At 68.9% G+C, this 22,635-nt stretch carries 21 protein-coding genes; 7 read left to right on the forward strand and 14 right to left on the reverse strand.

Annotated elements, in window-relative coordinates; all coding sequences use genetic code 11:
* Positions 1 to 101: 101 nt before the first annotated feature.
* The 6 genes from AAG565_RS04305 to AAG565_RS04330 all read left to right on the forward strand — a co-directional run bounded on the left by AAG565_RS04305 (position 102) and on the right by AAG565_RS04330 (position 8,100).
* Complete coding sequence (locus AAG565_RS04305) at positions 102 to 467, forward strand: response regulator (RefSeq protein WP_348818320.1); 366 nt, start codon at positions 102 to 104, stop codon at positions 465 to 467.
* Positions 468 to 507: 40 nt separating this feature from the next.
* Positions 508 to 2,490, forward strand: a complete 1,983-nt coding sequence (locus tag AAG565_RS04310) for a methyl-accepting chemotaxis protein (protein ID WP_348818321.1) — start codon at positions 508 to 510, stop codon at positions 2,488 to 2,490.
* A 155-nt stretch (positions 2,491 to 2,645) separates the two neighbouring features.
* Entirely contained in the window at positions 2,646 to 4,298 is a 1,653-nt protein-coding gene (locus tag AAG565_RS04315) for a phosphoenolpyruvate carboxykinase (ATP) (protein WP_348818322.1), read from the forward strand.
* An 89-nt stretch (positions 4,299 to 4,387) separates the two neighbouring features.
* Complete coding sequence (locus AAG565_RS04320) at positions 4,388 to 5,014, forward strand: fumarylacetoacetate hydrolase family protein (RefSeq protein WP_348818323.1); 627 nt, start codon at positions 4,388 to 4,390, stop codon at positions 5,012 to 5,014.
* 10 nt (positions 5,015 to 5,024) lie between these two features.
* Entirely contained in the window at positions 5,025 to 6,245 is a 1,221-nt protein-coding gene (locus tag AAG565_RS04325) for an MFS transporter (RefSeq protein WP_348818324.1), read from the forward strand.
* Between the two features lie 82 nt (positions 6,246 to 6,327).
* Positions 6,328 to 8,100, forward strand: coding sequence for an SLC13 family permease (locus tag AAG565_RS04330; RefSeq protein ID WP_348818325.1), 1,773 nt, complete (start codon positions 6,328 to 6,330; stop codon positions 8,098 to 8,100).
* A 6-nt stretch (positions 8,101 to 8,106) separates the two neighbouring features.
* Here the strand turns inward: AAG565_RS04330 and der are convergent, their stop codons facing one another.
* The 14 genes from der to AAG565_RS04400 form a co-directional block, all read right to left on the reverse strand.
* Positions 8,107 to 9,507, reverse strand: coding sequence for a ribosome biogenesis GTPase Der (gene der, locus AAG565_RS04335; protein WP_348818326.1), 1,401 nt, complete (start codon positions 9,505 to 9,507; stop codon positions 8,107 to 8,109).
* 57 nt (positions 9,508 to 9,564) lie between these two features.
* Positions 9,565 to 10,701 carry an outer membrane protein assembly factor BamB gene (gene bamB / locus AAG565_RS04340; protein WP_348818327.1) on the reverse strand — a complete coding sequence of 379 codons (1,137 nt, stop codon included), beginning with the start codon at positions 10,699 to 10,701 and terminating at the stop codon, positions 9,565 to 9,567.
* Complete coding sequence (locus AAG565_RS04345) at positions 10,698 to 11,342, reverse strand: tetratricopeptide repeat protein (RefSeq protein ID WP_348818328.1); 645 nt, start codon at positions 11,340 to 11,342, stop codon at positions 10,698 to 10,700. Before AAG565_RS04345 ends, bamB begins: the two co-directional genes overlap by 4 nt.
* Positions 11,343 to 11,362: 20 nt before the next feature.
* Positions 11,363 to 12,661, reverse strand: coding sequence for a histidine--tRNA ligase (hisS, locus tag AAG565_RS04350; protein WP_348818329.1), 1,299 nt, complete (start codon positions 12,659 to 12,661; stop codon positions 11,363 to 11,365).
* Positions 12,658 to 13,797 carry a flavodoxin-dependent (E)-4-hydroxy-3-methylbut-2-enyl-diphosphate synthase gene (gene ispG, locus AAG565_RS04355; RefSeq protein WP_348818401.1) on the reverse strand — a complete coding sequence of 380 codons (1,140 nt, stop codon included), beginning with the start codon at positions 13,795 to 13,797 and terminating at the stop codon, positions 12,658 to 12,660. The genes hisS and ispG overlap by 4 nt, the downstream gene beginning before the upstream one ends.
* A 25-nt stretch (positions 13,798 to 13,822) precedes the next feature.
* Complete coding sequence (locus AAG565_RS04360) at positions 13,823 to 14,677, reverse strand: RodZ domain-containing protein (RefSeq protein ID WP_348818330.1); 855 nt, start codon at positions 14,675 to 14,677, stop codon at positions 13,823 to 13,825.
* On the reverse strand, positions 14,674 to 15,411 hold the full coding sequence (pilW, locus tag AAG565_RS04365; protein ID WP_348818331.1) for a type IV pilus biogenesis/stability protein PilW: 738 nt from the start codon (positions 15,409 to 15,411) through the stop codon (positions 14,674 to 14,676). Before pilW ends, AAG565_RS04360 begins: the two co-directional genes overlap by 4 nt.
* On the reverse strand, positions 15,408 to 16,502 hold the full coding sequence (gene rlmN / locus AAG565_RS04370; RefSeq protein ID WP_348818402.1) for a 23S rRNA (adenine(2503)-C(2))-methyltransferase RlmN: 1,095 nt from the start codon (positions 16,500 to 16,502) through the stop codon (positions 15,408 to 15,410). The genes pilW and rlmN overlap by 4 nt, the downstream gene beginning before the upstream one ends.
* 118 nt (positions 16,503 to 16,620) lie before the next feature.
* The gene (gene ndk / locus AAG565_RS04375; protein ID WP_348818332.1) at positions 16,621 to 17,052 is read right to left on the reverse strand and encodes a nucleoside-diphosphate kinase; all 432 of its coding nucleotides are present in this window, start codon (positions 17,050 to 17,052) and stop codon (positions 16,621 to 16,623) included.
* Positions 17,053 to 17,181: 129 nt separating this feature from the next.
* On the reverse strand, positions 17,182 to 17,529 hold the full coding sequence (locus AAG565_RS04380) for an iron-sulfur cluster assembly accessory protein (RefSeq protein WP_348818333.1): 348 nt from the start codon (positions 17,527 to 17,529) through the stop codon (positions 17,182 to 17,184).
* On the reverse strand, positions 17,526 to 19,094 hold the full coding sequence (locus AAG565_RS04385; protein WP_348818334.1) for an aminotransferase class V-fold PLP-dependent enzyme: 1,569 nt from the start codon (positions 19,092 to 19,094) through the stop codon (positions 17,526 to 17,528). The genes AAG565_RS04380 and AAG565_RS04385 overlap by 4 nt, the downstream gene beginning before the upstream one ends.
* Positions 19,091 to 20,209 (reverse strand): cysteine desulfurase family protein, encoded by a 1,119-nt coding sequence (locus tag AAG565_RS04390; protein ID WP_348818335.1) that lies wholly within the window; start codon positions 20,207 to 20,209, stop codon positions 19,091 to 19,093. The genes AAG565_RS04385 and AAG565_RS04390 overlap by 4 nt, the downstream gene beginning before the upstream one ends.
* 5 nt (positions 20,210 to 20,214) lie before the next feature.
* Positions 20,215 to 20,964, reverse strand: a complete 750-nt coding sequence (cysE, locus tag AAG565_RS04395; protein WP_348818336.1) for a serine O-acetyltransferase — start codon at positions 20,962 to 20,964, stop codon at positions 20,215 to 20,217.
* Between the two features lie 29 nt (positions 20,965 to 20,993).
* Positions 20,994 to 21,773, reverse strand: a complete 780-nt coding sequence (locus AAG565_RS04400) for an RNA methyltransferase (protein WP_348818337.1) — start codon at positions 21,771 to 21,773, stop codon at positions 20,994 to 20,996.
* Positions 21,774 to 21,828: 55 nt separating this feature from the next.
* On the opposite strand from AAG565_RS04400, the gene AAG565_RS04405 reads away from it, so the two are divergent.
* Positions 21,829 to 22,632 (forward strand): inositol monophosphatase family protein, encoded by an 804-nt coding sequence (locus AAG565_RS04405; protein ID WP_348818338.1) that lies wholly within the window; start codon positions 21,829 to 21,831, stop codon positions 22,630 to 22,632.
* Positions 22,633 to 22,635 lie beyond the last annotated feature (3 nt).

The raw sequence follows: 22,635 nt of genomic DNA on the forward strand, positions 1-22,635 counted from the left end.
CCACGGCGCTTTTTGCCGCGCATCGACCGGGCTTGGTATAAAGTTCCGAATTTCCAACTCAACCGAACAGCACGTCCGCGCTGACGGACGGGGGCGAAACTATGGCACGCATCATGATCGTCGATGACTCTCCGACGGACGTCGAGAACCTGCGCAATCTCCTGACCAAGGCCGGGCATGCCGTGACCGACGCATCGTCCGGAGAAGCGGCGATCCCGCGGGTGCGCACCGAGAAGCCGGACGTGATCATCATGGACGTGGTCATGCCCGGCGTGAACGGCTTCCAGGCGACACGCACCCTGTCCAAGGATCCGGCGACCGCGCACATACCGGTCATCGTCGTCAGCAGCAAGAATCAGGAGACCGACCGCGTCTGGGCCCTGCGTCAGGGCGCGAAGGAATATCTGGTCAAACCGGTCAAGGAGGCGGACCTGCTGGCCAAGATCAACGCCGTGCTCGGCAAGTAGGCGCGCAGATCACGGGCCGCAGGCATTCTCGGGGGGAGACATGGCGGAACCAAAGAGAGTCACCGGCAGCCGGCGCGAACTGGCGACGCTGATCGCCGCAGTGCTGCTGATCGTCGTCGCGATGGCCGGCTTCTACACCATCCAGCGCACCGGCACGCGCGACGAGACCTGGATCGAGCTGGCGCGCACGATTTCCGGCGACATCGGCGAGGTGGTCAGCGTCGGCGAAACCGCCGCGCGCGGCGTGGCACCCGACTTCCTCACCCTGTCGTCCCGCGCCGAGGATCTCGATACCACCGTCAACACGCTCGCAGCCGGCGACCCCGACACCGGCATCCCCCCGGCACCGGCCGCCGCGCAGGGCGAGGTCGCCAAGGTCGGCGAGGCCTGGGGACAGATGAAGGCGATGGTGCAGACCATCGTCGAGGGCGAGGCCGCGTGGCGCGAGTCCGCCGACAGCATCCGCGCGATCACGCAGACCGTGCACGCCGATACCGGCGAGGACGTCTTCAAGATCTACGAACGCATCGCCGAAGGGCTGGGCGGACGCCCGGGACGCAATCCGGCCATCGCCCAGCTGGTCCGTCTCGAACGGCTCACCGGCACGGCGGCCGCCGTGCTCAGCCAGGGGCGCGATGCCGCCGCGACCGTGCAAAGACTGGCCGCGGAAGTCGCCGAGTTCGAGCAGACCAATCAGCAGCTGCGCGCAATCCCTGAAGTCGCCGCGCTGGCCCGCGACGCCGAGGAGCGCTTCGCGCCGATCAACGACGGCATCGAGACACTCCGGCGCCACGGCGAGACGCTCGACAAGCTGCAGATCGCCGCCGGCCAGCTGCAGGGCAAGGCGACCGACGTGATCGCCACGGCCAAGGCACTCGAACAACGCCTGCTCGACACGCGCGTGCAGCAGGTGATCCTGCCGATCGTCGTCGCCGCTTCCGGCGGCCTGGCGATCGTGCTGCTGGTCGTGTTCATCGCCATCACGGTGCGCAACACGCGCACGCGCCTGCGCAATGCGGAGGAACGCGACGCCAAGCAGCAGCAGGCGATTCTGTCGCTGCTCGACGAAATCACCAATCTCGCCGACGGTGATCTGACCGTGGACGTGACCGTGACCGAAGACTTCACCGGCGCGATCGCGGACTCGATCAACTACACCGTGCAGAACATGCGCAACCTGGTCGGCACGATCAACTCGACTTCGGTCGAAATTGCCAACGCCGCGACCAACACGCGCGACACGGCGATCCGCATGAACGAGGCGTCCGAACGTCAGGCCAAGGAAATCACCGCGGTGACGACGACGATCAACGCGACCTCGCAGTCGATGCAGCAGGTGGCCGCCAGCGCCGAGCAGCTCGCCCAGCAGGCGCAGCAGTCGGTGCAGATCGCGCACAACGGCGCCGAGACGGTGAACCGCACGATCCAGGGCATGACCTCGCTGCGCGAGCAGATCCAGGACACGTCCAAGCGCATCAAGCGCCTGGGCGAGTCGTCGCAGGAAATCGGCAACATCATCGAGTTCATCAACGACATCGCCGAACAGACCAACACGCTGGCACTCAACGCGTCGATCCAGGCGGCGATGGCCGGCGAGGCGGGCCGCGGCTTCGCGGTAGTCGCCGACGAGGTGCAGCGTCTCGCCGAGCGCGCCGGCAACGCCACGCGCCAGGTCGAAACCCTGGTCAAGACGATTCAGGCCGACACCAACGAGGCGATCATCTCGATGGAGCGTTCGACGCAGAACGTGGTCGTCGGCGCGAAAAGCGCCGAAGAAGCCGGCCAGGCGCTGACCAAGGTCGAGGCGTCGTCTCAGGAGCTCGCCAAGCTCATCACGGATATTTCGTCGTCGGCCCGCAACCAGTCGGCGCAGGCGGTCAAGATCGCCGGCACCATGCAGGTCATCCGTGACATCGCCGTGCAGACCTCCGGCTCGGCCAGCCAGACGGCCAACGCGGTTCAGGAACTGACCGTGCTCTCCGAGAAGCTGCGCGAATCGGTCGCCGGCTTCAAGCTGCCCTGAGCCTCGCCGGCGGGTGCGGCGCCACCGGGCCGCACTCGCCCTGCGGCCACGCGCCCGGGGCGCTGCGCAACTTGCCTCGCTGCCCCCCCCTCCTTACCATTTGCGCTCCCTTGGGCCCGGCGCCTGCCGGACATCCCGCCATTTGAGGCACTTGCATGACCTTTCAGGCCGATCTCGAAAAACTCTTTGGTCTCAAGACAGTCACGTACAAATACAACCTGACCAAGGACGATCTGTTTCACGAAGCCATCGCCAACGACCGCGGCCGCGTCCGGCGCGACGGTCCGTCCAACGAGCGCAAGGCGTATGCGACCAAGCTCGGCGTGAAAGGTCCGCTGGTCTACTACACCGACCCCGACTGCACCGGCCGCCGCACCAAGGACACCTACGCGGTGAAGTGGCCGGAAGTCGCCGACCAGATCTGGTTCAAGGCTGACCTCAACCCCTACGATCCGGAAAAATACCAGGGCCTGCTCAAGCGCGTGGTCGAATACCTCAACGCCAGGCAGGCCTCGCTGTACGTACAAGACGTGTTCATGGGCTCGGACCCCGACTTCGCGGTGCCGTACCGCTTCGTCGGCGAGTACGCGACGCACGCGATGTTCGCGCACAACATGTTCCCCAAGGACCTGATCGGCGTGAAGGACGTCGCCGAGCGCCGCTGGACGATGCTCAACGTGCCGAGCTTCTTCTGCGAGCCGGAGCGTGACGGCTGCCGCGCCGAAGCCGCGATCGTCATCGACACGCGCAACAAGATCTGCCTCGTCGCCGGCCGCGCCGACTACTGCGGCGTGGTCAAAAAGTCGATCTTCACCGTCGGCAACTTCCTGCTGCCGCTCGACGGCCGCCTGTCGATGCACTGCTCCGCGAACGTTGGTCCCAACGGCGATGGCGCGATCCTGTTCGGCCTGTCCGGCACCGGCAAGACCACGCTGTCCGCGGATCCCGCGCGCCGCCTGATCGGCGACGACGAGACGATCTGGTCCGACAACGGCCTGTGCAACCTCGAGGACGGCTGCTACGCCAAGCTGATCAACCTCGACAAGGACGCCGAGCCGATCATCGCCGCGGCACTGTCCAAGCCGGGCACGATCATCGAGAACGTGCCGCCGCTGCCCGGCAAGAGGATGGAGGACTGCGATCCGCAGGAACTCGATCTCAACGACGACTCGATCGCCGAGAACACGCGCTTCAGCTATCCGCTGACCGCGAACCCGAACATCATGCCCAACGGCCGCGGCCCGCATCCGCAGACCATCGTGCTGCTGACCGCGGATGCCTTCGGCGTGCTGCCGCCGATCGCGATCCTCGAACCCAAGGACGTGATGTATCACTTCGTGTCCGGCTTCACGTCGCGCGTCGCCGGCACCGAGGTCGGCATCACCGAACCCACCCCGACCTTCTCGGCCTGCTTCGGCGGTCCGTTCATGGCGCACAAGCCCAACGTCTATGCCAGGCTGCTCGCCGAGAAGATGGAACACCACCAGGCGCGCTGCATCCTGCTCAACACCGGCTGGCAGGGCGGCCCGTTCGGCGTCGGCAAGCGCATCTCGATCCGCATGACGCGCGCGCTGCTCAATGCGGCACTCAACGGCGACCTCGACAAGGTGCCGACCGAGACGCACCCGATCCTCAACCTGAAGATGCCCAAGGAATGCCCGGGCGTGCCCAGCGAAATGCTCAACCCGCGCAACGGCTGGGCCGACAAGGCCGCCTACGACGCGCAGGCGATCAAGCTGCGCGACATGTTCCGCGACAACTTCAAGAAGAAGGGCTTCGCGGCGTTCGGCATCGAAGAGCGGATCTAGAACACCGGGAATCGGGAGTCGGGAAGCGCGACAGGGCATAGACGCCGCCACGCTTCGGCGATTCCCGATTCTCCGTTCCCGATTCCCGCATGTCCGTCAAGCGCATCTTCTGCATCGGCAAGAACTACGCGGAGCACGTCCAGGAACTCGCCCATCTCGGGCATGCACCCGACGGGGACTGCGTCGTCTTCATGAAGCCGGCCAGCTGCATCGTGCCGGAGGGCGAGCTGATTCCGCTGCCGCGCAACCGCGGCAGCATCCATCACGAGGCCGAGCTGGTCGTGCAGCTCACTGGCGGCGGCCGCGACATTCCGATCGACGAGGCGCTGGACTGCGTCGCCGGGCTGACGCTGGGCCTGGACCTGACGCTGCGCGAGCTGCAGACCGAGCTGAAGAACAAGGGCAAGCCCTGGGAACTGGCCAAGGCCTTCGACGGCGCCGCGCCGCTCGGCGATTTCAAGCCCTACCTCGACCAGGACCTGCAGGCGATCGCGTTCACCTGCCACGTCAACGGCAGCCTGCGCCAGCATGGCCACACGAAGGACATGCTGTTCTCCGTCGCACGGCAGATCCACATCCTGTCGCAGACCTGGGCACTACTGCCCGGCGACGTGATCTACACCGGCACGCCCCAGGGCGTCGGTCCGCTGCAGCCGGGCGATCACGTCGTGCTGGAGAGCCCGGCGATCGGCCGCTTCGAGTGGCGCTGCACCTGAAGGCGCGCCGATGAGCCGCGGCCATCGCTGGCTGCTGCTGGCAGCACTCTACCTCGCGCAGGGCCTGCCCTACGGCTTCTTCACGCAGGCGCTGCCGGTGCTGCTGCGCGAGCAGGGGCTGTCGCTCAAGGCGATCGGCGCGACCAGCCTGCTGTACCTGCCGTGGGCGCTGAAATTCCTGTGGGCACCCCTGGTGGATGGCCACGGCACGCGCCGCGACTGGCTGCTGCCGCTGCAGGTCGCCTCGACGCTGGCCGCTGCGGCGCTGGCACTGGCCGACATCGGCAGCGGCCTGGGCTGGCTGTTCGCCGCGGTCCTGCTGTTCAACCTGCTGACCGCGACGCAGGACATCGCCACCGACGGCCTGGCCGTGAACCTGCTCGGGCCACGTGAGCGCGGACTGGGCAACGGCATCCAGGTCGGCGCCTACCGCGTCGGCATGATGCTCGGCGGCGGCTTGCTGCTGTGGCTGTTCGCGCGCCACGGCTGGACCGCGATGGCGCTGGTGATGGCCGCGATGCTCGCGCTCACGATCGTGCCGGTACTCGGCCTGCGCGAAGCCGGCCGGCCACGACCGCCGCCGGCATCGCTGCGCGATGAACTGGCGCGCGGCTGGGCGCAACGCCTGCGCCGGCCTGGCCTCGCCGCCTTCATCGGCCTGATCGGCCTGTACAAGCTCGGCGACTCGATGGGCGCCGCGATGGTCGGACCGTTCATGCACGATGCCGGCATGAGCAAGGAGCTGATCGCCTGGGTCAAGGGCACGCTCGGCTCGGCCGCGGCACTGGCCGGCGCCGGGCTCGGCGCGCTGTACGCCTGGCGCGCCGGCCGCCGCAGCGCGCTGCTGTACTGCGGCCTCGCCCAGACCGCGAGCCTGCTGCCCTACGCACTCGCCGCCGCCGGCGTCGGCGGGCACGGCCTGATCGCCGCGGGCTGCATCGCCGAGCACGTCCTCGGCGGCATGGCCACGGTCGCGCTGTTCACGCTGATGATGGACGCCTCCGAACCTGCGCATGCGGGCACGGACTACACGCTGCTGGCCTGCGCGCTGGTGCTCGTTCAAGGCGCGGCCTCGATCCTCGCCGGCCTGGTCGCCGATGCCGGCGGCTATGCGCTGCTGTTCGTGCTCGGCCTGGGCCTGTCCGGGCTCGGTTGCCTGGCACTCGTGCAGGCCCTCGACCGCGGACATGGGCCGCGGCGGCTGGCCGAAGTCTGGCCGCCGCGGGCATGAGCTTAGAGCGATTCGCGAGGCCAACGGCGTCCCGCTGCCCGATGCTGGTATCTTTCGCGCCGTTTGCCACGCTCGAAAACTCATGGAACTGAATGCCTGGATCACGCTCGGTGTCCTGGGTCTGACCCTCGCGCTGCTGGTCTCCGACAAGCTCGCCGCGGAGCTGGTGTTGCTGCTGGCGATGCTGATCCTGCTGGCGCTGGGCGTGCTCGACCCCAAGCAGGCGCTGGCCGGCTTCGCCAACGAAGGCATGATCACGGTCGCGGCGATGTACGTCGTCGCCGCCGGGCTGCGCGACACCGGCGCCATCGACCTGATCGTGCAGCGCCTGCTCGGTCAGCCGCGCTCGACCGCGAGCGCGCAGCTGCGCGTGATCGCGCCGACCATCGGCCTGTCCGCCTTCATCAACAACACGCCGGTGGTCGCCGCCTTCCTGCCGGCGATCCTGGCCTGGGCCAAGCGCAACAAGCTCACCGCGTCGAAGCTGCTGATTCCGCTGAGCTACGCGGCGATCCTCGGCGGCACCTGCACGCTGATCGGCACTTCGACCAATCTGGTCGTCAACGGCCTGTGGAGCGGCGATGGTCACGCCGGCCTGGGCATGTTCGAGATCGCCTGGGTCGGCGTGCCGAGCGCGCTCGCCGGCACGCTGTACCTGATGACCATCGGCCGCCGCCTGCTGCCTGAGCGCAAGACCGGCACCAGCGCGTTCGAGAATCCGCGCGAATACACCGTCGAGATGATCGTCGAACCGGCCGGGCCGCTGGTCGGGCACACCATCGCCGAAGCCGGGCTGCGCCACCTCGGCCGGCTGTTCCTCGTCGAGATCGAGCGCGAGGGCCGCATCATTCCGGCGGTCGGTTCGAGCGAGCGCCTGCTCGCCGACGATCGCCTGGTGTTCGCCGGCGACGTCGATGCCATCGTCGAACTGCAGCGCATCCGCGGCCTGCGCGCCCCGCTCAACGGCGACGCGGCGATCAGCAAGCAGGCGCCGGAGCGCAAGCTGGTCGAGGTGGTGATCTCGACACGCTGCCCGCTGATCAACCAGACCCTGCGCGACAGCCGCTTCCACACCTATTACGGCGCCGCGGTCGTCGCCGTCGCGCGCGACGGCCAGCGCGTGCGCGGCGGCCTGGGCGACGTCGTGCTCAAGCCGGCCGACACGCTGTTGCTGGAAGCGCGTCCGGTCTGGGTGGAACGCCACCGCCATTCACCGGACTTCCTGCTGGTCAGCGACGTCGCCGACTCCGAAGTGCCGCGCTTCGACCGCGCGCTGCGCGCCTGGGGCGTGCTCGCCGCGGTGATCGTCGCCGCCACCGTCGGCTGGCTGCCGATGGTCACCGCCGCGCTGCTCGGCGCGGCGGCCACGCTGGCGCTGGGCTGCGTCAGCCTGGGCGCCGCGCGCCGCAGCATCGACACCCAGGTGCTGCTGGTGATCGCGTGCTCGTTCGCGCTCGGCAAGGCGCTGGAGATCACCGGCGCCGCGGCCTCGATCGCACGGCTGCTGCTGGCGATCCCCGGCGACAATCCCTGGTTCGTGCTGGCGCTGGCCTACCTGATGACGATGCTGCTGACCGAGATGATCACCAACAACGCCGCCGCGGTGCTGATGTATCCGATCTGCATGGCGGCGGCGCAATCGCTCGGCGTCAGCCCGCTGCCGTTCGTGTTCGCCGTGATGATGGCGGCGTCGGCGAGCTTCTCGACCCCACTGGGCTACCAGACCAACCTGATGGTGTTCGGCCCCGGCGGCTACCGCTTCACCGACTTCCTCAGGGTCGGCATTCCGCTGCAGATCCTGCTGTGGGCCGTGGCGGTGGCGGTCATCCCGCTGGTCTGGCCGTTCCAACCGTGAGGCGGATCAGCGTCCCTTGACCTTGGCCATCAGCCGCCGCTTCTTCTTGATCTGGCGCGCGGTCAGCTCGTTCTTCTTGTCCTTGTAGGGGTTGTCGCCGGTCTTGAAGCTGAGCAGCAGCGGCACGCCGGTGAGCTTGAAGGCTTCACGAAAGCGATTGGCGAGATAGCGCTTGTAGGCCAGCGGCAGCTTGTCGGTCTGGTTGCCGTGCACGACGATGCGCGGCGGATTGCGCCCGCCCTGGTGGGCGTAGCGCAGCTTGATGCGGCGCCCCAGCACCGCCGGCGGCTGGTGCGCGGCCACCGCCTGTTCGAGCACGCGGTTGACCTCTCCGGTCGGCAGCTCGCGCATCGTGGACTCGTAGGCCGCGTGCACGTGCTCCATCAGCTCGCCCAGGCCGGAGCCATGGCGCGCCGAGATGAACACCACCGGCGCATAGTCCAGGAACGGCAGCTTGAGGCTGACCTGATAGCGCACCTGCTCGCGCTCGTCGGGTGCCAGCCGGTCCCATTTGTTGACGGCCAGCACCAGCGCGCGGCCGCGCTGCGCGACCAGGCCCATCAGGCGTGCGTCCTGCTCGCCGATGTCGCCCTGCGCATCGACCACGGCGATGACGACATGCGCATTCTCGATCGCCTGCAGCGTCTTGACGATGGACAGCTTCTCGACGCCTTCCCAGACCCGTGCACGGCGGCGCACGCCGGCGGTATCGATCAGCCGGTAAGGATGCCCGTCGTACTCGAACGGCACGGTGATGGCGTCGCGCGTCGTGCCGGGGACGTCGGCCGCGAGCAGGCGTTCCTCGCCGATCAGCCGGTTGACCAGCGTGGACTTGCCGACGTTGGGGCGGCCGATGATCGCCACACGCACCGTGCCATCGTCGGGCTGCTCGTCGGCGTCCACCGCCGGCAGATCCCTGAGCACCGTGCGCAGCAGCGCCGCGACACCCTGCCCATGCTCGGCGGAGATCGTCCGCGGCTCGCCCAGACCGAGGCCGAAGAAATCCGCCGCGGCGTTCGCCGGCAGCTGGCCTTCGGCCTTGTTGACGACCAGCGTCATCGGCTTGCCGCGCTTGCGCAGCTCGCGCGCGATGGCCACGTCCGCCGGCGTGCAGCCGGCCAGGGCATCGACGACCAGCAGGATGTGATCGGCCTCGTCCAGCGCCATGCGCGCCTGGTCCTCGGCCAGTTCGGCGAGCGGATCGCGCGATTCCGGCATCAGCCCGCCGGTATCGACGACGACGAAGCCGTGCCGCTCGAAACGGGCGGTGCCGTACTGGCGGTCGCGCGTCAATCCCGGCAGATCGGCGACCAGCGCGTCGCGCGTGCCAGTGAGCCGGTTGAAGAGGGTCGATTTGCCGACGTTGGGTCGGCCGACGAGCACGATCGTCGGGAGGCGCTGGGTCATGGCTGGACGAAAAAGGCGGGCCGCGGCCCGCCTTCGACTGTACGCAAGCGTGCCACCTCAGTCGACCCGAATCGCCGACAGCTTGCCGGCCGTGTCGAGCACGTACAGCCGCTGCTCGCCGGCGACCGGCGCGCTGCGGATCGGGTCGCGGCCAGCGCGCATGCGCGCGACCAGCCGTCCGTCCCTGGGGTCGAGCCAGTGCAGATAGCCTTCGAAATCGCCGACCACGAGATGCCCCTTGAACGCGGCCGGCGGCGACAGGCGACGGTACTTCAGCTCCTCGTTCTTCCACGCGGCGGCGCCGCTGTTCACGTCCAGCGCCCACACCACGCCCGCCTCGTCGGTGGTGACCAGCAGATCGCCGATCCGCGCGAAGCCGGTGTAACTCTTGACCTCGCGCCGCCACAGCACCTGCCCGGTGTCGCCGTCGATGCGCACCAGCTCGCCACCGTAGCTGGCCACGAACAGGTCGCCGTCCTCCAGCAGCAAGGCGGCGTCCACGTCGTTGAGCCGCTCCAGCTCGTTGCGCCCGGTGGGCGCGGCCACCAGCTGTTCCCAGACCGGCTGGCCGTCGAGCATGCGCAGCGCCGCGACGCGGCCATTGTCCATGCCGATGAAGGCGGCGCTGCCGGCGAGCACCGGCGTGCCGAGGCCGCGCAGGGTCAGATTGGGCACGCTGCGATCGAACACCCAGATGCGCGCACCGCTGACGGCCGACAGCGCATAGACGCGGCCGTCGCCGGCACGGGCGAGCACCAGCGTCCCGTCGCTGACCGGGGGTGCCAGGGCCTCGCTGGACACCTGCGCGCGCCAGTATGGGCTGCCGTCGGCGCGCTTGAGCGCGATGATCTCGCCGCCCATGGTGCCGACGAACACTGCGTTGCCGGCGACGGTCGGCCCCGAGATCACGCGCGCCCCGGTCTCGGTCATCCAGATGCGCTGGCCGCTGCGCGGATCGAAGGCGAAGACCCGGCCGCGGACGTCGGCGGCGAACACGGCATCATCGGCGACGGCGGCCTCGAGCCGGCCATAGAGGTCGCCGCTACCGGTGCCGGCGCTCGCCGTCCAGCGCTGCACGGGTTTGAGCTGCGGGTTGACGATGTCCTTCAGCTCGGCCGGTTCACGGACCTTGCCATCGCCGGAACAGGCTGCCAGCAGCGCCACCGCGGCCAGCAGCGCGAGGCGCAGCGTCACGACCGCACCACGTCGGCGAGATCGTCGAGCTTGCGCTGCAGACCGCTGCGCGCGGCGGGGTCGTCGCTGCTGATGGCCGCCAGCGCCTTCTCGTAGGCGGCGCGCGCCGCGCTGCGGTCGCCCTGCGCCAGGCGAATGTCACCGCGCAGCTCTTCGACCAGGCCGGCAAACTCGGTTCCCCTGGCGCCATCGAGCAGCTTCAGCGCGACGTCGGGCTGTCCCTGCTGCCACAGCACGCGCGCTTCGCGCAGCCGCGCCAGCTCGCGCAGACCCTGATCGGCGCCGTGCTCGCGCACCCACTGCAGGCGGACCTGCGCCTGGTCCAGCGCGCCGGACTTGACGGCGTCGGCGGCCAGGAAAAGGGCGGCATTCGAAGCGTAGGGACTGCGTCCGAAATCCTTGACCAGCGCATCACCGATCGCGACGGCCTCGTCGCGGCGGCTGCCCTCCAGCGCCAGCTTCAGGTCCTCGTACATGCGCGAGGCGCGTTCGGCGCGCTGACTCTGGTACTTGCCCCAACCTTCCCAGCCGAAGATCGCGGCAAGCCCGATCGCGAGGCCGCCGATCAGGGCCATCCAGTTCTCCTTCCACCAGCTCTTGAGGCGTTCGGCCTGGGCTTCGTCTTCGTAATGTGTCGTCACGTTTGAGACCTTCTATGAGTTCATGCGTCCAGCAGACCCGCAAGCCGCCGCGGCAGTTCCGTCCACGGCAGCGTCTCCTGTTGGCCTGAAGGGGATTCGGTGGGGCCGGCGGTACCGGCGCGGAGCGATTTTACTTGAACGCCGCCCGCGGCCACTTCGTCGTCGCCGAGGATCAGCGCCAGCCGGGCGCCGCTGCGGTCGGCACGCTTGAGCTGGGCCGCGAGCTTGCCGCCGCCGGCGTTGACGATCAGGCGCAGCGCCGGAAAACGGTCGCGCAGCTGCTCGGCCAGGCGCACGGCCGCGCGCTGCGCGGCCTCGCCCAGCGTGCAGACATAGGCATGAACCGCGCTGTCCGGCGCGGCGATGCCCTGCGCCTTCATCAGCAACAGCAGGCGCTCGACGCCGCTGGCCCAGCCGACCGCGGGCGTCGGCGAGCCGCCGAGCTGCTCGACCAGGCCGTCGTAGCGCCCGCCGGCGCAGACCGTGCCCTGCGCGCCGAGCCGATCGGTGGTCCACTCGAACACCGTGCGCCCGTAGTAATCGAGGCCGCGCACCAGGCGCGGATTGAGCGTGTAGGCGATGCCCAGGTCGCTCAGACCCTGTTGCAGGGCCTCGAAGTGCGCACGCGACTCGGCATCGAGCGCATCGAGCAAGGTCGGCGCGTCGCGCAGGATCGCCTGCGTCTGCGGCGACTTCGAGTCCAGCACGCGCAGCGGGTTGGTGTGCAGGCGCCGCTGCGAGTCGGCGTCGAGGCTGGCCGCGTGGCGCTCCAGGAAGGCGACCAGCGCGGCACGGTAGGCCGCGCGCGCCGCGGCGCTGCCAAGCGAGTTGAGCTCCAGCTTGAGGCCGCCGATGCCCAGGTTGCGCATCAGCCGCGCCGACAGCGCGATGATCTCCACGTCGATGTCCGGCCCGGCCATGCCGTAGGCCTCGGCGCCGAGCTGGTGGAACTGGCGGTAGCGTCCGGCCTGCGGCCGCTCGTGGCGGAACATCGGCCCGGCATACCACAGGCGCTGCTGCTGGTTGTGCAGCAGTCCGTGCTCCAGGCCCGCACGCACGGTGCTCGCGGTGCCTTCCGGACGCAGGGTCAGGCTGTCACCCTCGCGATCCTGGAAGGTGAACATCTCCTTTTCGACGATGTCGGTGACTTCGCCAATCGAGCGTGCGAACAGCGCGGTGTGTTCCAGCAGCGGCAGCCGGATCTCGCCGTAGCCGTAGGCCGCGAAGGTGCGCGCGGCGACCGCGTGCAGGTGCTGCCACAGTGCGGTGTCGGGCGGCAGGATGTCGTTGAAGCCGCGGACGGACTGGAACCTGTTCATCGGGGCTCGTGGACTCCGGCTTCTTCGGACGATTCCCGATTCCCGGTTCTCGATTCCCGTCTTTGCGCAATCTTCTCGCGCACCAGCTTTTCGAGCACTTCGACGAGTTCGTCGTTGTGCGCCTTGTGCTGGATCTTGCCGTCCACGAAGATCGAATTCGGATAGCCGCCGGCGACCCCGATGGCCGCCTCGCGCGCCTCGCCCGGACCATTGACGACGCAGCCGATCACCGCGACGTCGAGCGGCTCGCTGATGTCGTCGAAGCGCGACTCGAGTTCCTGCACGGCCTTGATCACGTCGAAGTTCTGCCGCGAGCACGACGGGCAGGCGACCAGGTTGATGCCGCGGTGGCGCAGGTGCAGGCACTTGAGCAGATCCCAGCCGACCTTCACCTCCTCGACCGGATCGGCGGCCAGCGAGATGCGGATCGTGTCGCCGATGCCCTCGGCGAGCAGCATGCCCAGGCCGACCGCGGACTTCACCGCGCCGGCGCGCGCACCGCCCGCCTCGGTGATGCCCAGATGCAGCGGCTGGTCGATCAGTGCGGCGAGCTTGCGGTACGCGAACACGGTCATGAAGACCTCGCTGGCCTTGAGCGAGACCTTGAAGTCCTCGAAGTCGTGACGCTTGAGGATCTCGATGTGGCGCAGCGCCGACTCGACCAGCGCATCGGCATTGGGCTCGCCGTACTTTTCCTGCAGGTCGGCTTCCAGCGAACCGGCGTTGACGCCGATGCGGATCGGGATACCGTGGTGCTTGGCGCAGGCGACGACCTCGGCGACCTTGCGGTCGCCGCCGATGTTGCCCGGATTGATGCGCAGGCAGTCGGCACCGGCCTCGGCCGCGGCGATGCCACACTTGTAATTGAAGTGGATGTCCGCGACCAGCGGCACGTAGCCGACCTGCTTCTTGATCTCGCGGAACGCCTCGGCGGCCTTCAGCGTCGGCACCGACACGCGCACGATGTCGGCCCCGGCCTTCACGCAGGCCCGGATCTGCGCGACGGTGGCGGCCACGTCCTCCGTGTCGGTGTTGGTCATCGTCTGCACCGCGACCGGCGCGCCGCCACCGATCGCCACGCGGCCGACGCGCAACTGCCGCGACACGCGGCGCACGATCTGGTGATGACTGGTCATGGCCATCGCTGGGACCTCGCCGACATCAGGGCAGCGGCAAGCTGAACCGCGCGGTGTTGCTGTCGCGCACGAACGGACGGATATCGACGACGCGGCCCTCGTACTCGACATCCACGCCCGGCGCGTTGCCCAGCGAGACGTTCAATGGCGGCGGGCCGCTGAACTGCTGCTCGGTGCCGCCGACGAGGATGCGGTCGATCAGCACCCGGCCGGCGCCATCGTCCACCCGCACCCACGAGGTCTCGCGCAGGCGCAGGCGCAATGTTCCGGCGGCGGCCGCAACCGGGCGCGACGGCGGCGCTTCGGCCACGGCATCGGCCGCCGGCTGGACCACCGCGTCGCTGCCCGGCGGCACATCCGTCGGCAGCGGGCTGGCCGTCGGTCCCGGCACCTCGCTGACCGGGGTGTCGCGCAGCACCGGATAGCTCTCCTGCGTATCGCGCGCGAGCCAGAGGAAGCCGCAGACCACCACGGCGACGACGGCGGCGAACACCGCCATCGCCACCGGCAGCCGATTGGATGAGCCCAGTTCCGTTCCCGACGCCAGGCGCAGCTTGGACGGCGCTTCCGGGGGCCTCGGCTCGACGCGCGCCTCATAGGCGTCGATCAGCGACTTCTCGTCGATCTCCAGCACCTTGGCGCACTTGCGGTAGTAGCCGCGCACATAGACCGGCTCCAGCAGCGCCTGGTAGTCGTCGCGTTCGAGGGCATCGAGCGTCGCCCGGGTCAGCTTGGTATGGGCAGCCATGTCTTCCAGCGACAGATGCGCGCGCTCGCGCGCCGCCCGGATCAGCGCGCCCGGACTGGGCCGCTGCTCCACGGCCGGCGCCGGCGGGGATGCGGACTCGATGCCTGCAGGATGCGGTGTATCGATGCTCATTTCTTGCTCTGACTGGCGGCGGCCTCGGCGGACTCCGGGAATTCCAGCTTCAGGCGCTGCTCGTACTGACGGGCAGCCGCCGCATCGCCGAGCGCCTCCTCGGTGCGCGCGGCGACGTACAGCAATTCGGCGGTCGCCGAGGTCCTGAGGTTGTAACGCTGCAGGAACGCCCGGGTGCTCAGGTACTCGCCCCTGTGGTAGCTGATCACCGCCAGTTGTGCGAGCGCCTCGCGCGATTCCGGCCGCAGCGCCAAGGCCTCGCGCAGATACTTCTCGGCCTTGTCGAGATCGTAGGCTTTCAGACACAGACCGGCGTTGGTCCACGCCGCATCCGGCGTCGCGTAGCGCGGATTACGGGCCGCCTCCAAGAAGTAGGACTCCGCTTCGAGACCCCGCATCTGCCCGCACAGGAACACGCCGAAGTTGTTCTTGAGGACCGGATCGTCGTTGTCGAGTTCGAGCGCGCGCCGGTAATGCTTCTCCGCCTTCCGTGCATCGCCGGTCTTCTGATAGACGAATGCGGCGGCGACGTGCGCGGGCGCCAGCGAGTCGTCGAGCTTCATCGCCCGGTTGAGCTTGTCCAGCGCGACGTCGTACAGCCCACGTTCGGCGTAACTGATGCCGAGCTGCGTGTTGACACGCGCGGCATTGCGGTTCTCGGCCCGCTTCTGCTCCGATGCGCAGCCTGTCAGAGCGAGCGCCAGCAGCAGCGCGATCGACAGCGATCTGATCATGTGGAGATGACCGGGACGTCGCCGATCCGCGCCGACAGGCGGTTCTTCTGCCGCGACTGCACGCGGCCGACCAGCTGGCCGCATGCGGCGTCGATGTCGTCGCCGCGCGTGCGCCGCACCGTCGTCAGGATCCTGCGATCGCGCAGGATCTTGGCAAACGCCTGGATCGCTTCCGGCTTGGAACGCCGGTACTGCGTCTGCGGGAACGGGTTGAACGGAATCAGATTGACCTTGGCCGCCATGTCGCCCAGCAGCCTGGCCAGCGCGCGCGCGTGTTCGGGCTTGTCGTTGACGCCGTCGAGCATCACGTACTCATAGACGATGTGCGTCTTGCGGTCCTTGCCGGCGGTGTAGCGGCGGCAGGCGTCGAGCAGCTCGGCGATCGGATACTTGCGGTTGATCGGCACCAGTTCGTCGCGCAGCGCGTCGGTCGGTGCGTGCAGCGACACCGCCAGCGCGGTATCGACGTCCTCGCGCAGGCGATCGATGAAAGGCACCAGGCCCGAGGTCGAAACCGTCACGCGGCGCTTCGACAGGCCGAAGCCGAAGTCGTCGAGCAGGATGCGGATCGCCGGCAGCACCGCGTTGTAGTTCGCCAGCGGTTCGCCCATGCCCATGAACACGATGTTGGAGATCACCCGCTCGTTCTGGAAGTCGCCGCCCAGCGTGCGCGCAGCGAACCACACCTGGGCGATGATCTCCGCCGTCGTCATGTTGCGGTTCAGACCCTGCTGCGCGGTCGAACAGAACGAGCAGTCCATCGCGCAGCCGACCTGCGAGCTGATGCACAGCGTGGCCCGCCCCTCCTCGGGGATGTACACGGTCTCGATGGCGTTACCCCCATCGAGCCGCAGCACCCACTTGCGCGTGCCGTCGGCGGAGACCTGCTCGGTGACCAGCTCCGGCGTGCGGATCTCGAAATGCTGCGCGAGGCGCTCGCGCAGCGCCTTGGAGATGTTCGACATCTCGTCGAAGCTGTCCTTGCCGCGCCGGTAGATCCACTGCATCACCTGGTCGGCGCGGTACGGCTTCTCGCCCATCGCCGCGAACGCCGCGCGCAGCTGCGCGCGGTCGAGGCCGAACAGGTTCACACGGGAATCGGAAACAGCAGGCACCACCTTTTCCTCACCAGCGGCTTGCGCCACCGGATTGACAGGACTCGTGGTCTGCGTCGTCATGGCTTCAAACGATCCCCGATTCCGGGGCTTGTCAGCGCGTGCGCGCGCAGAGCTCGGTCGCGCGGAAGAAGTACGCGATCTCGATCTTGGCGTTGTCGAGACTGTCCGAGCCATGGCAGGCATTCTCGTCGATCGACGACGCGAAGTCGGCGCGGATCGTACCCGGGGCGGCCTTCTTCGGATCGGTCGCACCCATGATGTCGCGGTACTTGGCCACGGCGTTCTCGCCTTCGAGCACCATCACCATCACCGGGCCGCTGGTCATGAACTTGACCAGATCGCCGAAGAACGGGCGCGCGCGGTGCACCGCGTAGAAGCCCTCCGCCTCGGCCTGCGTGAGGTGCTGCATGCGCGCCGCGACGACCTTGAGGCCGGCCTTCTCGATGTACGAAATGACGCCGCCGATCTGGTTCTTGGCGACGACGTCCGGCTTGAGGATGGAGAGGGTACGTTCGACCGACACTGCGGAACTCCTTCAAATACAAAAGAAAAATGAAGCCGGCCGAGCGTTCCGGCAGACTCCGTGCAGACTCAATGAAATCAGGTGATTATAGTGGCCGCTGCTGCATCGCGGCAATCACGCCGGGCCGCTTCAGCCGCTCGCCGGGTCCGTCGCGGCCGTGGTGAAACTCTCGCCGCAGCCGCAGTACGCGGTGGCGTTGGGGTTCAGGAACTTGAACGCCTCGTTGAGCCCCTGCTTCTGGAAATCCAGGGTCATGCCGTCGAGCAGCGCCAGGTGGGCGCGATCGACGATGACCGTCGCGCCGTGCTGCTCGAAGACCTCGTCGTTGGCGCCGACCGCGTCGGCATAGTCGAGCGTGTAGGCATTGCCGGAGCAGCCCGATCGGCGGATGCCCACGCGCAGCCCCACGCCGCTGCCGCGCTGCTGCAGCTGTTGCTGGATGCGGCGCGCCGCCCGCTCGGTCAACTGGATACTCATGCTGTCGATTCGATCTGTTGCCACAGGCTGCGGACCACGTCCTCGCCCATCAGCGCACAATGGGCCCGCGCCTCGGGAATTTCAAGCGCCGCGCGGATCGCCGCGGCGTCGATCCGGCGCAGCACGGCGGCACCTTCTCGCTCCAGCGTCTCGGCGAGCCACTCGCCGACCGCCAGGGTGTAGGGACACCCGTAGGCGCTGAAGCGCGCCTGCAGCGGATCGAGCCGCAGCGACAAATCCAGCTGCGCGCGCGCGGCCGGTGTGCGTGCGCGGGCGTGCACGGCGCCAGCGATCGTGCCCACATGCGCGGGCCGGATGAAGCGCCGCCATACCGCCTGCGGATACGGACCGGACTCGTCGTCCGCATCCCGAACGGAAGCGCGCCCTCCCCGGTGCGTGCTCTCGGTCCCGGACGAGCCGCCGTGCGCGATACACCGGAGCGACTCGACCGCGCCGATCAGCTGCGCGGCAGCGGCGTCGATGTCGGCGCCGGTCGTGCCGCGCCCCAGCGAGAAGCGCAGCGAAGCGCCGGCCAGCTCGTCGTCGCGGCCCAGCGCGCGCAGCACGTACGAAGGCTCGCGCGTGGCTGCCGAACAGGCCGAGCCGCTGGACACGGCCAGGCCGGGCAGCCGCGCGCGCAGGCTCTCGCCTTCGACCCCTTCGAAGCTCAGATTGAGGATCTGCGGTACGGTCCGCGCCGGATCGCCATTGCGCAGGACGCCGGGCAATCCGCCGAGCTTTTGCCACAGGCGGTCGCGCAGGGCCGCGATACGCGCGGCGTCTTCGTCCAGACGCTCACGCGCCAGCGCCGCCGCCATGCCCATGCCGGCGATCTGGTGCGTCGCCAGCGTGCCCGCGCGCATGCCCTGCTCGTGGCCGCCGCCGTGCATCTGCGGCGCCAGCCGCGCGCGCGGGCGCTTGCGCACGAACAGCGCGCCGATACCCTTGGGGCCGTAGAACTTGTGCGCGGACAGCGACAGCAGGTCGATCGGCACGGCCGCCAGGTCGATCGGCAGCCGGCCGGCGGCCTGCACCGCATCGACGTGGAACAGGATGCCGCGCGCGCGCAGCTGCGGCGCCAGCTCGACCACCGGGTTGATCACGCCGGTTTCGTTGTTCACCCACATCAGCGAGACCAGCAGCGTCTCCGGCCGCAGCGCCGCGAGGACCTGCTCGACCGCGATGCCGCCGTCGCGGCCCGGGTCGAGCCAGGCGACGCGCACGCCCTGGCTTTCCAGATAGCGGCAGGTATCGAGCACCGACTTGTGCTCGATGCGGCTGCTGACGATGTGCGCACCGGACATGCCGCGGAATTCCAGCGCGCCCTTGATCGCCAGGTTGTTCGACTCGGTCGCGCCGGAGGTCCAGACGATTTCCTCCGCCTGCGCGCCGATCAGCTGCGCGACCTGCGCGCGCGCCGCCTCGACCGCCGCACGCGCACGCCGGCCGGGCGCGTGATCGGAGGCCGGATTGCCGAAGCCGGACACGTCGTCGAGCCAGGGCAGCATCGCGGCGCGCACCGCCGGGTCGAGCGGCGTGGTCGCCGCATGGTCGAGATAGATCATCGGGCGAGTTCCGACAACGCCGCGACGAAGGCGTCGATCTCGGCGGCGCTGTTGTCGCGGCCCAGGCTGATGCGGATCGCGCCGCGCGCGACGCCGGGCGGATAACCCATCGCCAGCAGCACGTGGCTGGGCTCGCCCTTGCCGCTGGCGCAGGCCGAACCGCTGGACACCGCGAAACCCCTGCGGTCGAGCTGCATCAGCAGCGCCTCGCCGTCATAGCCTTCCACTGCGAACTGCACGGTGTTGGGCAGGCGCTCGACACCGGCACCGAAGATGCGCACGCGCGGCAGCGTCCCCAGTCCGGCTTCCAGGCGTTCGCGCAGATGTAGCGTGTGCTCGGCGCGCGCCGACAGTTCCTGTTGCGCCAGCTCCGCCGCGTGACCGAAGCCGACGATCGCCGCGACGTTCTCCGTACCACCGCGCAGTCCCTTTTCCTGCGGGCCGCCGTGATGCAGCGGCGAGAGCTCGACCGCGCTCCGGCGGATCAGCGCGCCGATGCCCTTGGGTCCGTAGAGCTTGTGGCTGGACAGGCTCATCAGGTCGGCGCCCAGTGCCGCGAAATCGACCGGGATCTTGCCGGCGGCCTGCACCGCATCGACGTGCAGCCAGGCGCCGACGGCGTGCGCCCGCTGCGCCGCGCGCGCGACGTCCTGGATCACGCCGGTCTCGTTGTTGGCGCGCATCAGCGCCGCCAGACGCAGGGGTCCGGCGCGCAGCTGCGCCTCGAAACGCGGCCAGTCCACCAGCCCACGCCCGTCCACGGCGATTTTCTCGACCGTCCAGCCGGAGTCCTTGAGCGCCTCGGCGGCTTCCATCACCGCCGGATGCTCGGTCGCGCCGTAGAGCACGCGCGTCGGCTGCTGGCCGGCGGCGACGCCCTTGATCGCGAGGTTGTTGGCCTCGGTGCCGCCGGAAGTCCAGACGATCTCGCCCGGCTGGCAGTTGACCAGCCGCGCGACCTGTTCGCGCGCGCGCTCCACCGCGTCGCGCGCCGCGCGGCCGAAGCGGTGCAGCGACGACGGATTGCCATAGGGCCCGGACAGGTACGGCAGCATCGCGTCGAGCACGCGCGGATCGAGGCGCGTGGTGGCGTTGTGATCCAGGTAGACGGGCATCCGCCTCAGCCCTTCGCGGCCGGCTCCTGACCGTCCGAGCAGAATTCCGGCATCTCCAGCTTGCGCAGCGCCAGTTCCGGCATGCGGCTGTCCAGCTCGTGCACGATCTTGCACATGCGCGCCAGCTGTTCATCCTGCGCGCGGACGTGCTCGAGGAGCTTGGCGATCGCATTGGCCACCGGGTCGGACATGCCTTCGTCGGTGATGCCGTAGGCATGAAACTCCGTCTTGCGCTCAGCGTCGGCGCCGACGACGCGCGCCGGGATGCCGACCGCGGTCGCGCCTGCCGGCACCGCACGCACCACCACGGCATTGCTGCCGATGTTGGCGCCGTCGCCGACCATGAAAGGCCCCAGCACCTTGGCACCGGCACCGACGACGACGCCGCGCCCCAGCGTCGGATGACGCTTGGCGCCGCGCGTCAGCGAGGTGCCGCCGAGCGTCACGCCCTGGTAGATCGTGCAGTCGTCGCCGACCTCGGCGGTTTCGCCGATCACGACGCCCAGGCCGTGGTCGATGAACACGCGCCGCCCGATCTTCGCCCCCGGATGAATCTCGATGCCGGTGAGCCAGCGCGCCAGGTGCGAGTTGAACCGCGCCAGCCACTTCAGGCCGAGCGTCCACAGGAAATGCGAGACGCGGTGCCCCCAGATCGCATGCAGGCCCGGATAGCAGGTCAGCACCTCCCACGACGACTGTGCGGCGGGATCCCGCTCGCGGATCGAGCGGACGTCTTCACGGATGCGATCGAACATGGCGTTATTCTAGACCGATTCAGTGCTGTTTAGCGTCCCTCGTCCTCGGGCGCGAGCGGGATGCGCCGGTTCTTCGGCCGCTCGAACGAGGTCAGGATGCCGCGCAGGATGTTGAGTTCGTTGCGATCCGGCGCGGAACGGTTGAAATAGGTGCGCAGGCGCCGCATCAGCACGCGCGGATTGGCCGGGTCGAGAAAGCCGGTCGAGAGCAGAATGCGTTCCAGGTGCTCGTAGAAGCGCTCCATGTCCTCGGCGGCCGGCGGCGCGAACCAGGGGTGCTTTTTCTTGCTCGCGACCTCGACCTGTCCCGGAAACGCGGCGCGGCGCAGCTCATAGGCGACGATCTGCACGGCCTGCGACAGGTTCAGGGAGCTGAACTGCGGGTTGGCCGGAATCAGCGCGGTCGCGTGGCAGCGTTCGATCTCCTCGTTGAGCAGGCCGGTGCGCTCGCAGCCGAAGACGAAGGCGACCGGCGCCTCCTGCGCCACCGCCAGCGCGCGCTCCGCGGCCTGCCAGGGCCGCAGCGGCTCGTCGCCCAGCGTGCGCACCCGCGCCGACAGCCCCACGACCCAGCCGCAGTCGGCAACCGCCTCGTCCAGGCTCGCCACGACGCGCGCCCGTTCGACCACGTCCAGCGCATGCGTCGCGGTCGCACGGGCCTGTGGATGCGGAAAGCGGTCGGGCTTGACCAGCACCAGCTCGGTCAGCCCCATCGTCAGCATCGCGCGCGCGCTGGCGCCGATGTTGCCGGGATGCTGGGTCGAAACCAGGACGATGCGGATGCGGGACAGCGGGTCGGGCAGACTCATCGTGATATTCTAGTGCTCTCGCTTTCCCCGCTCCTTTTTCAGTTCCCGGCCCGTCATGCACCCGCTGGTCAACATCGCCGTGATGGCCGCGCGCGCGGCCGGCAATTTCATCATGCGCCACTACGACCGGGCCGATCAGCTCCAGGTCGAGCGCAAGAGCCGCAACGATTTCGTCAGCCAGGTCGATCGCGGCGCGGAGGCGGAGATCATCCGCGCGATCCGCAAGGCCTATCCCGACCACGCGATCCTGGCCGAAGAGTCCGGTTCCCATGACGGCGCGCGCGGCGCGTCGGACGTGACCTGGATCGTCGATCCCCTCGACGGCACGACCAACTTCCTGCACCGCATCCCGCATTTCGCGGTATCGATCGGCGTCCAGGTCAGGGACCGCCTCGAACACGGCGTGATCTACGCCCCGGCGACGCAGGATCTGTACTGCGCCAGCCGCGGCGAAGGCGCGTTGCTCAACAACCGCAAGCTCCGCGTCAGCGCCTGCAAGGAGCTGTCGCAGGCGCTGATCGGCACCGGAGTGCCGCTGCGCGAGGAATTTCTCGACCGTTACCTGCCGATGCTGCGCAATGTCGCCGCGCACACGGCCGGCGTGCGCCGCGCCGGCGCGGCTTCGCTGGACCTTGCCTATGTCGCCGCCGGACGGCTCGAAGGTTTCTGGGAATTCAACCTCAAGCCCTGGGACATGGCGGCCGGCATCGTGCTGGTGCAGGAAGCTGGCGGCGTCGTGCGCGAACTGGACGGCGAGCCCGATCCGCTGACCACCGGCAACGTCGTCGCCAGCACGATCCACCTGATCGACCCGGTGTCCGAACTGCTGCCGCGCCGGCCGCGTCCCGCGCAGGTCTGATTC

It is taken from the genome of Fontimonas sp. SYSU GA230001 (genome assembly GCF_040066175.1).
Taxonomy (GTDB): Bacteria; Pseudomonadota; Gammaproteobacteria; order Nevskiales; family Nevskiaceae; genus Solimonas.

Bases quoted from the DNA above. Each gene is read 5' to 3' on its own strand.
- AAG565_RS04325 (WP_348818324.1), top strand. From the start codon at position 5,025: ATGAGCCGCGGCCATCGCTGGCTGCTGCTGGCAGCACTCTACCTCGCG.
- der (WP_348818326.1), bottom strand. From the start codon at position 9,507: ATGACCCAGCGCCTCCCGACGATCGTGCTCGTCGGCCGACCCAACGTC.
- pilW (WP_348818331.1), bottom strand. From the start codon at position 15,411: ATGATCAGATCGCTGTCGATCGCGCTGCTGCTGGCGCTCGCTCTGACA.
- AAG565_RS04380 (WP_348818333.1), bottom strand. From the start codon at position 17,529: ATGAGTATCCAGTTGACCGAGCGGGCGGCGCGCCGCATCCAGCAACAG.
- AAG565_RS04320 (WP_348818323.1), top strand. From the start codon at position 4,388: ATGTCCGTCAAGCGCATCTTCTGCATCGGCAAGAACTACGCGGAGCAC.
- AAG565_RS04385 (WP_348818334.1), bottom strand. From the start codon at position 19,094: ATGATCTATCTCGACCATGCGGCGACCACGCCGCTCGACCCGGCGGTG.
- AAG565_RS04330 (WP_348818325.1), top strand. From the start codon at position 6,328: ATGGAACTGAATGCCTGGATCACGCTCGGTGTCCTGGGTCTGACCCTC.
- hisS (WP_348818329.1), bottom strand. From the start codon at position 12,661: ATGAACAGGTTCCAGTCCGTCCGCGGCTTCAACGACATCCTGCCGCCC.
- AAG565_RS04315 (WP_348818322.1), top strand. From the start codon at position 2,646: ATGACCTTTCAGGCCGATCTCGAAAAACTCTTTGGTCTCAAGACAGTC.
- cysE (WP_348818336.1), bottom strand. From the start codon at position 20,964: ATGTTCGATCGCATCCGTGAAGACGTCCGCTCGATCCGCGAGCGGGAT.
- AAG565_RS04390 (WP_348818335.1), bottom strand. From the start codon at position 20,209: ATGCCCGTCTACCTGGATCACAACGCCACCACGCGCCTCGATCCGCGC.
- AAG565_RS04310 (WP_348818321.1), top strand. From the start codon at position 508: ATGGCGGAACCAAAGAGAGTCACCGGCAGCCGGCGCGAACTGGCGACG.
- ispG (WP_348818401.1), bottom strand. From the start codon at position 13,797: ATGACCAGTCATCACCAGATCGTGCGCCGCGTGTCGCGGCAGTTGCGC.
- AAG565_RS04400 (WP_348818337.1), bottom strand. From the start codon at position 21,773: ATGAGTCTGCCCGACCCGCTGTCCCGCATCCGCATCGTCCTGGTTTCG.
- AAG565_RS04405 (WP_348818338.1), top strand. From the start codon at position 21,829: ATGCACCCGCTGGTCAACATCGCCGTGATGGCCGCGCGCGCGGCCGGC.
- AAG565_RS04305 (WP_348818320.1), top strand. From the start codon at position 102: ATGGCACGCATCATGATCGTCGATGACTCTCCGACGGACGTCGAGAAC.
- AAG565_RS04360 (WP_348818330.1), bottom strand. From the start codon at position 14,677: ATGAGCATCGATACACCGCATCCTGCAGGCATCGAGTCCGCATCCCCG.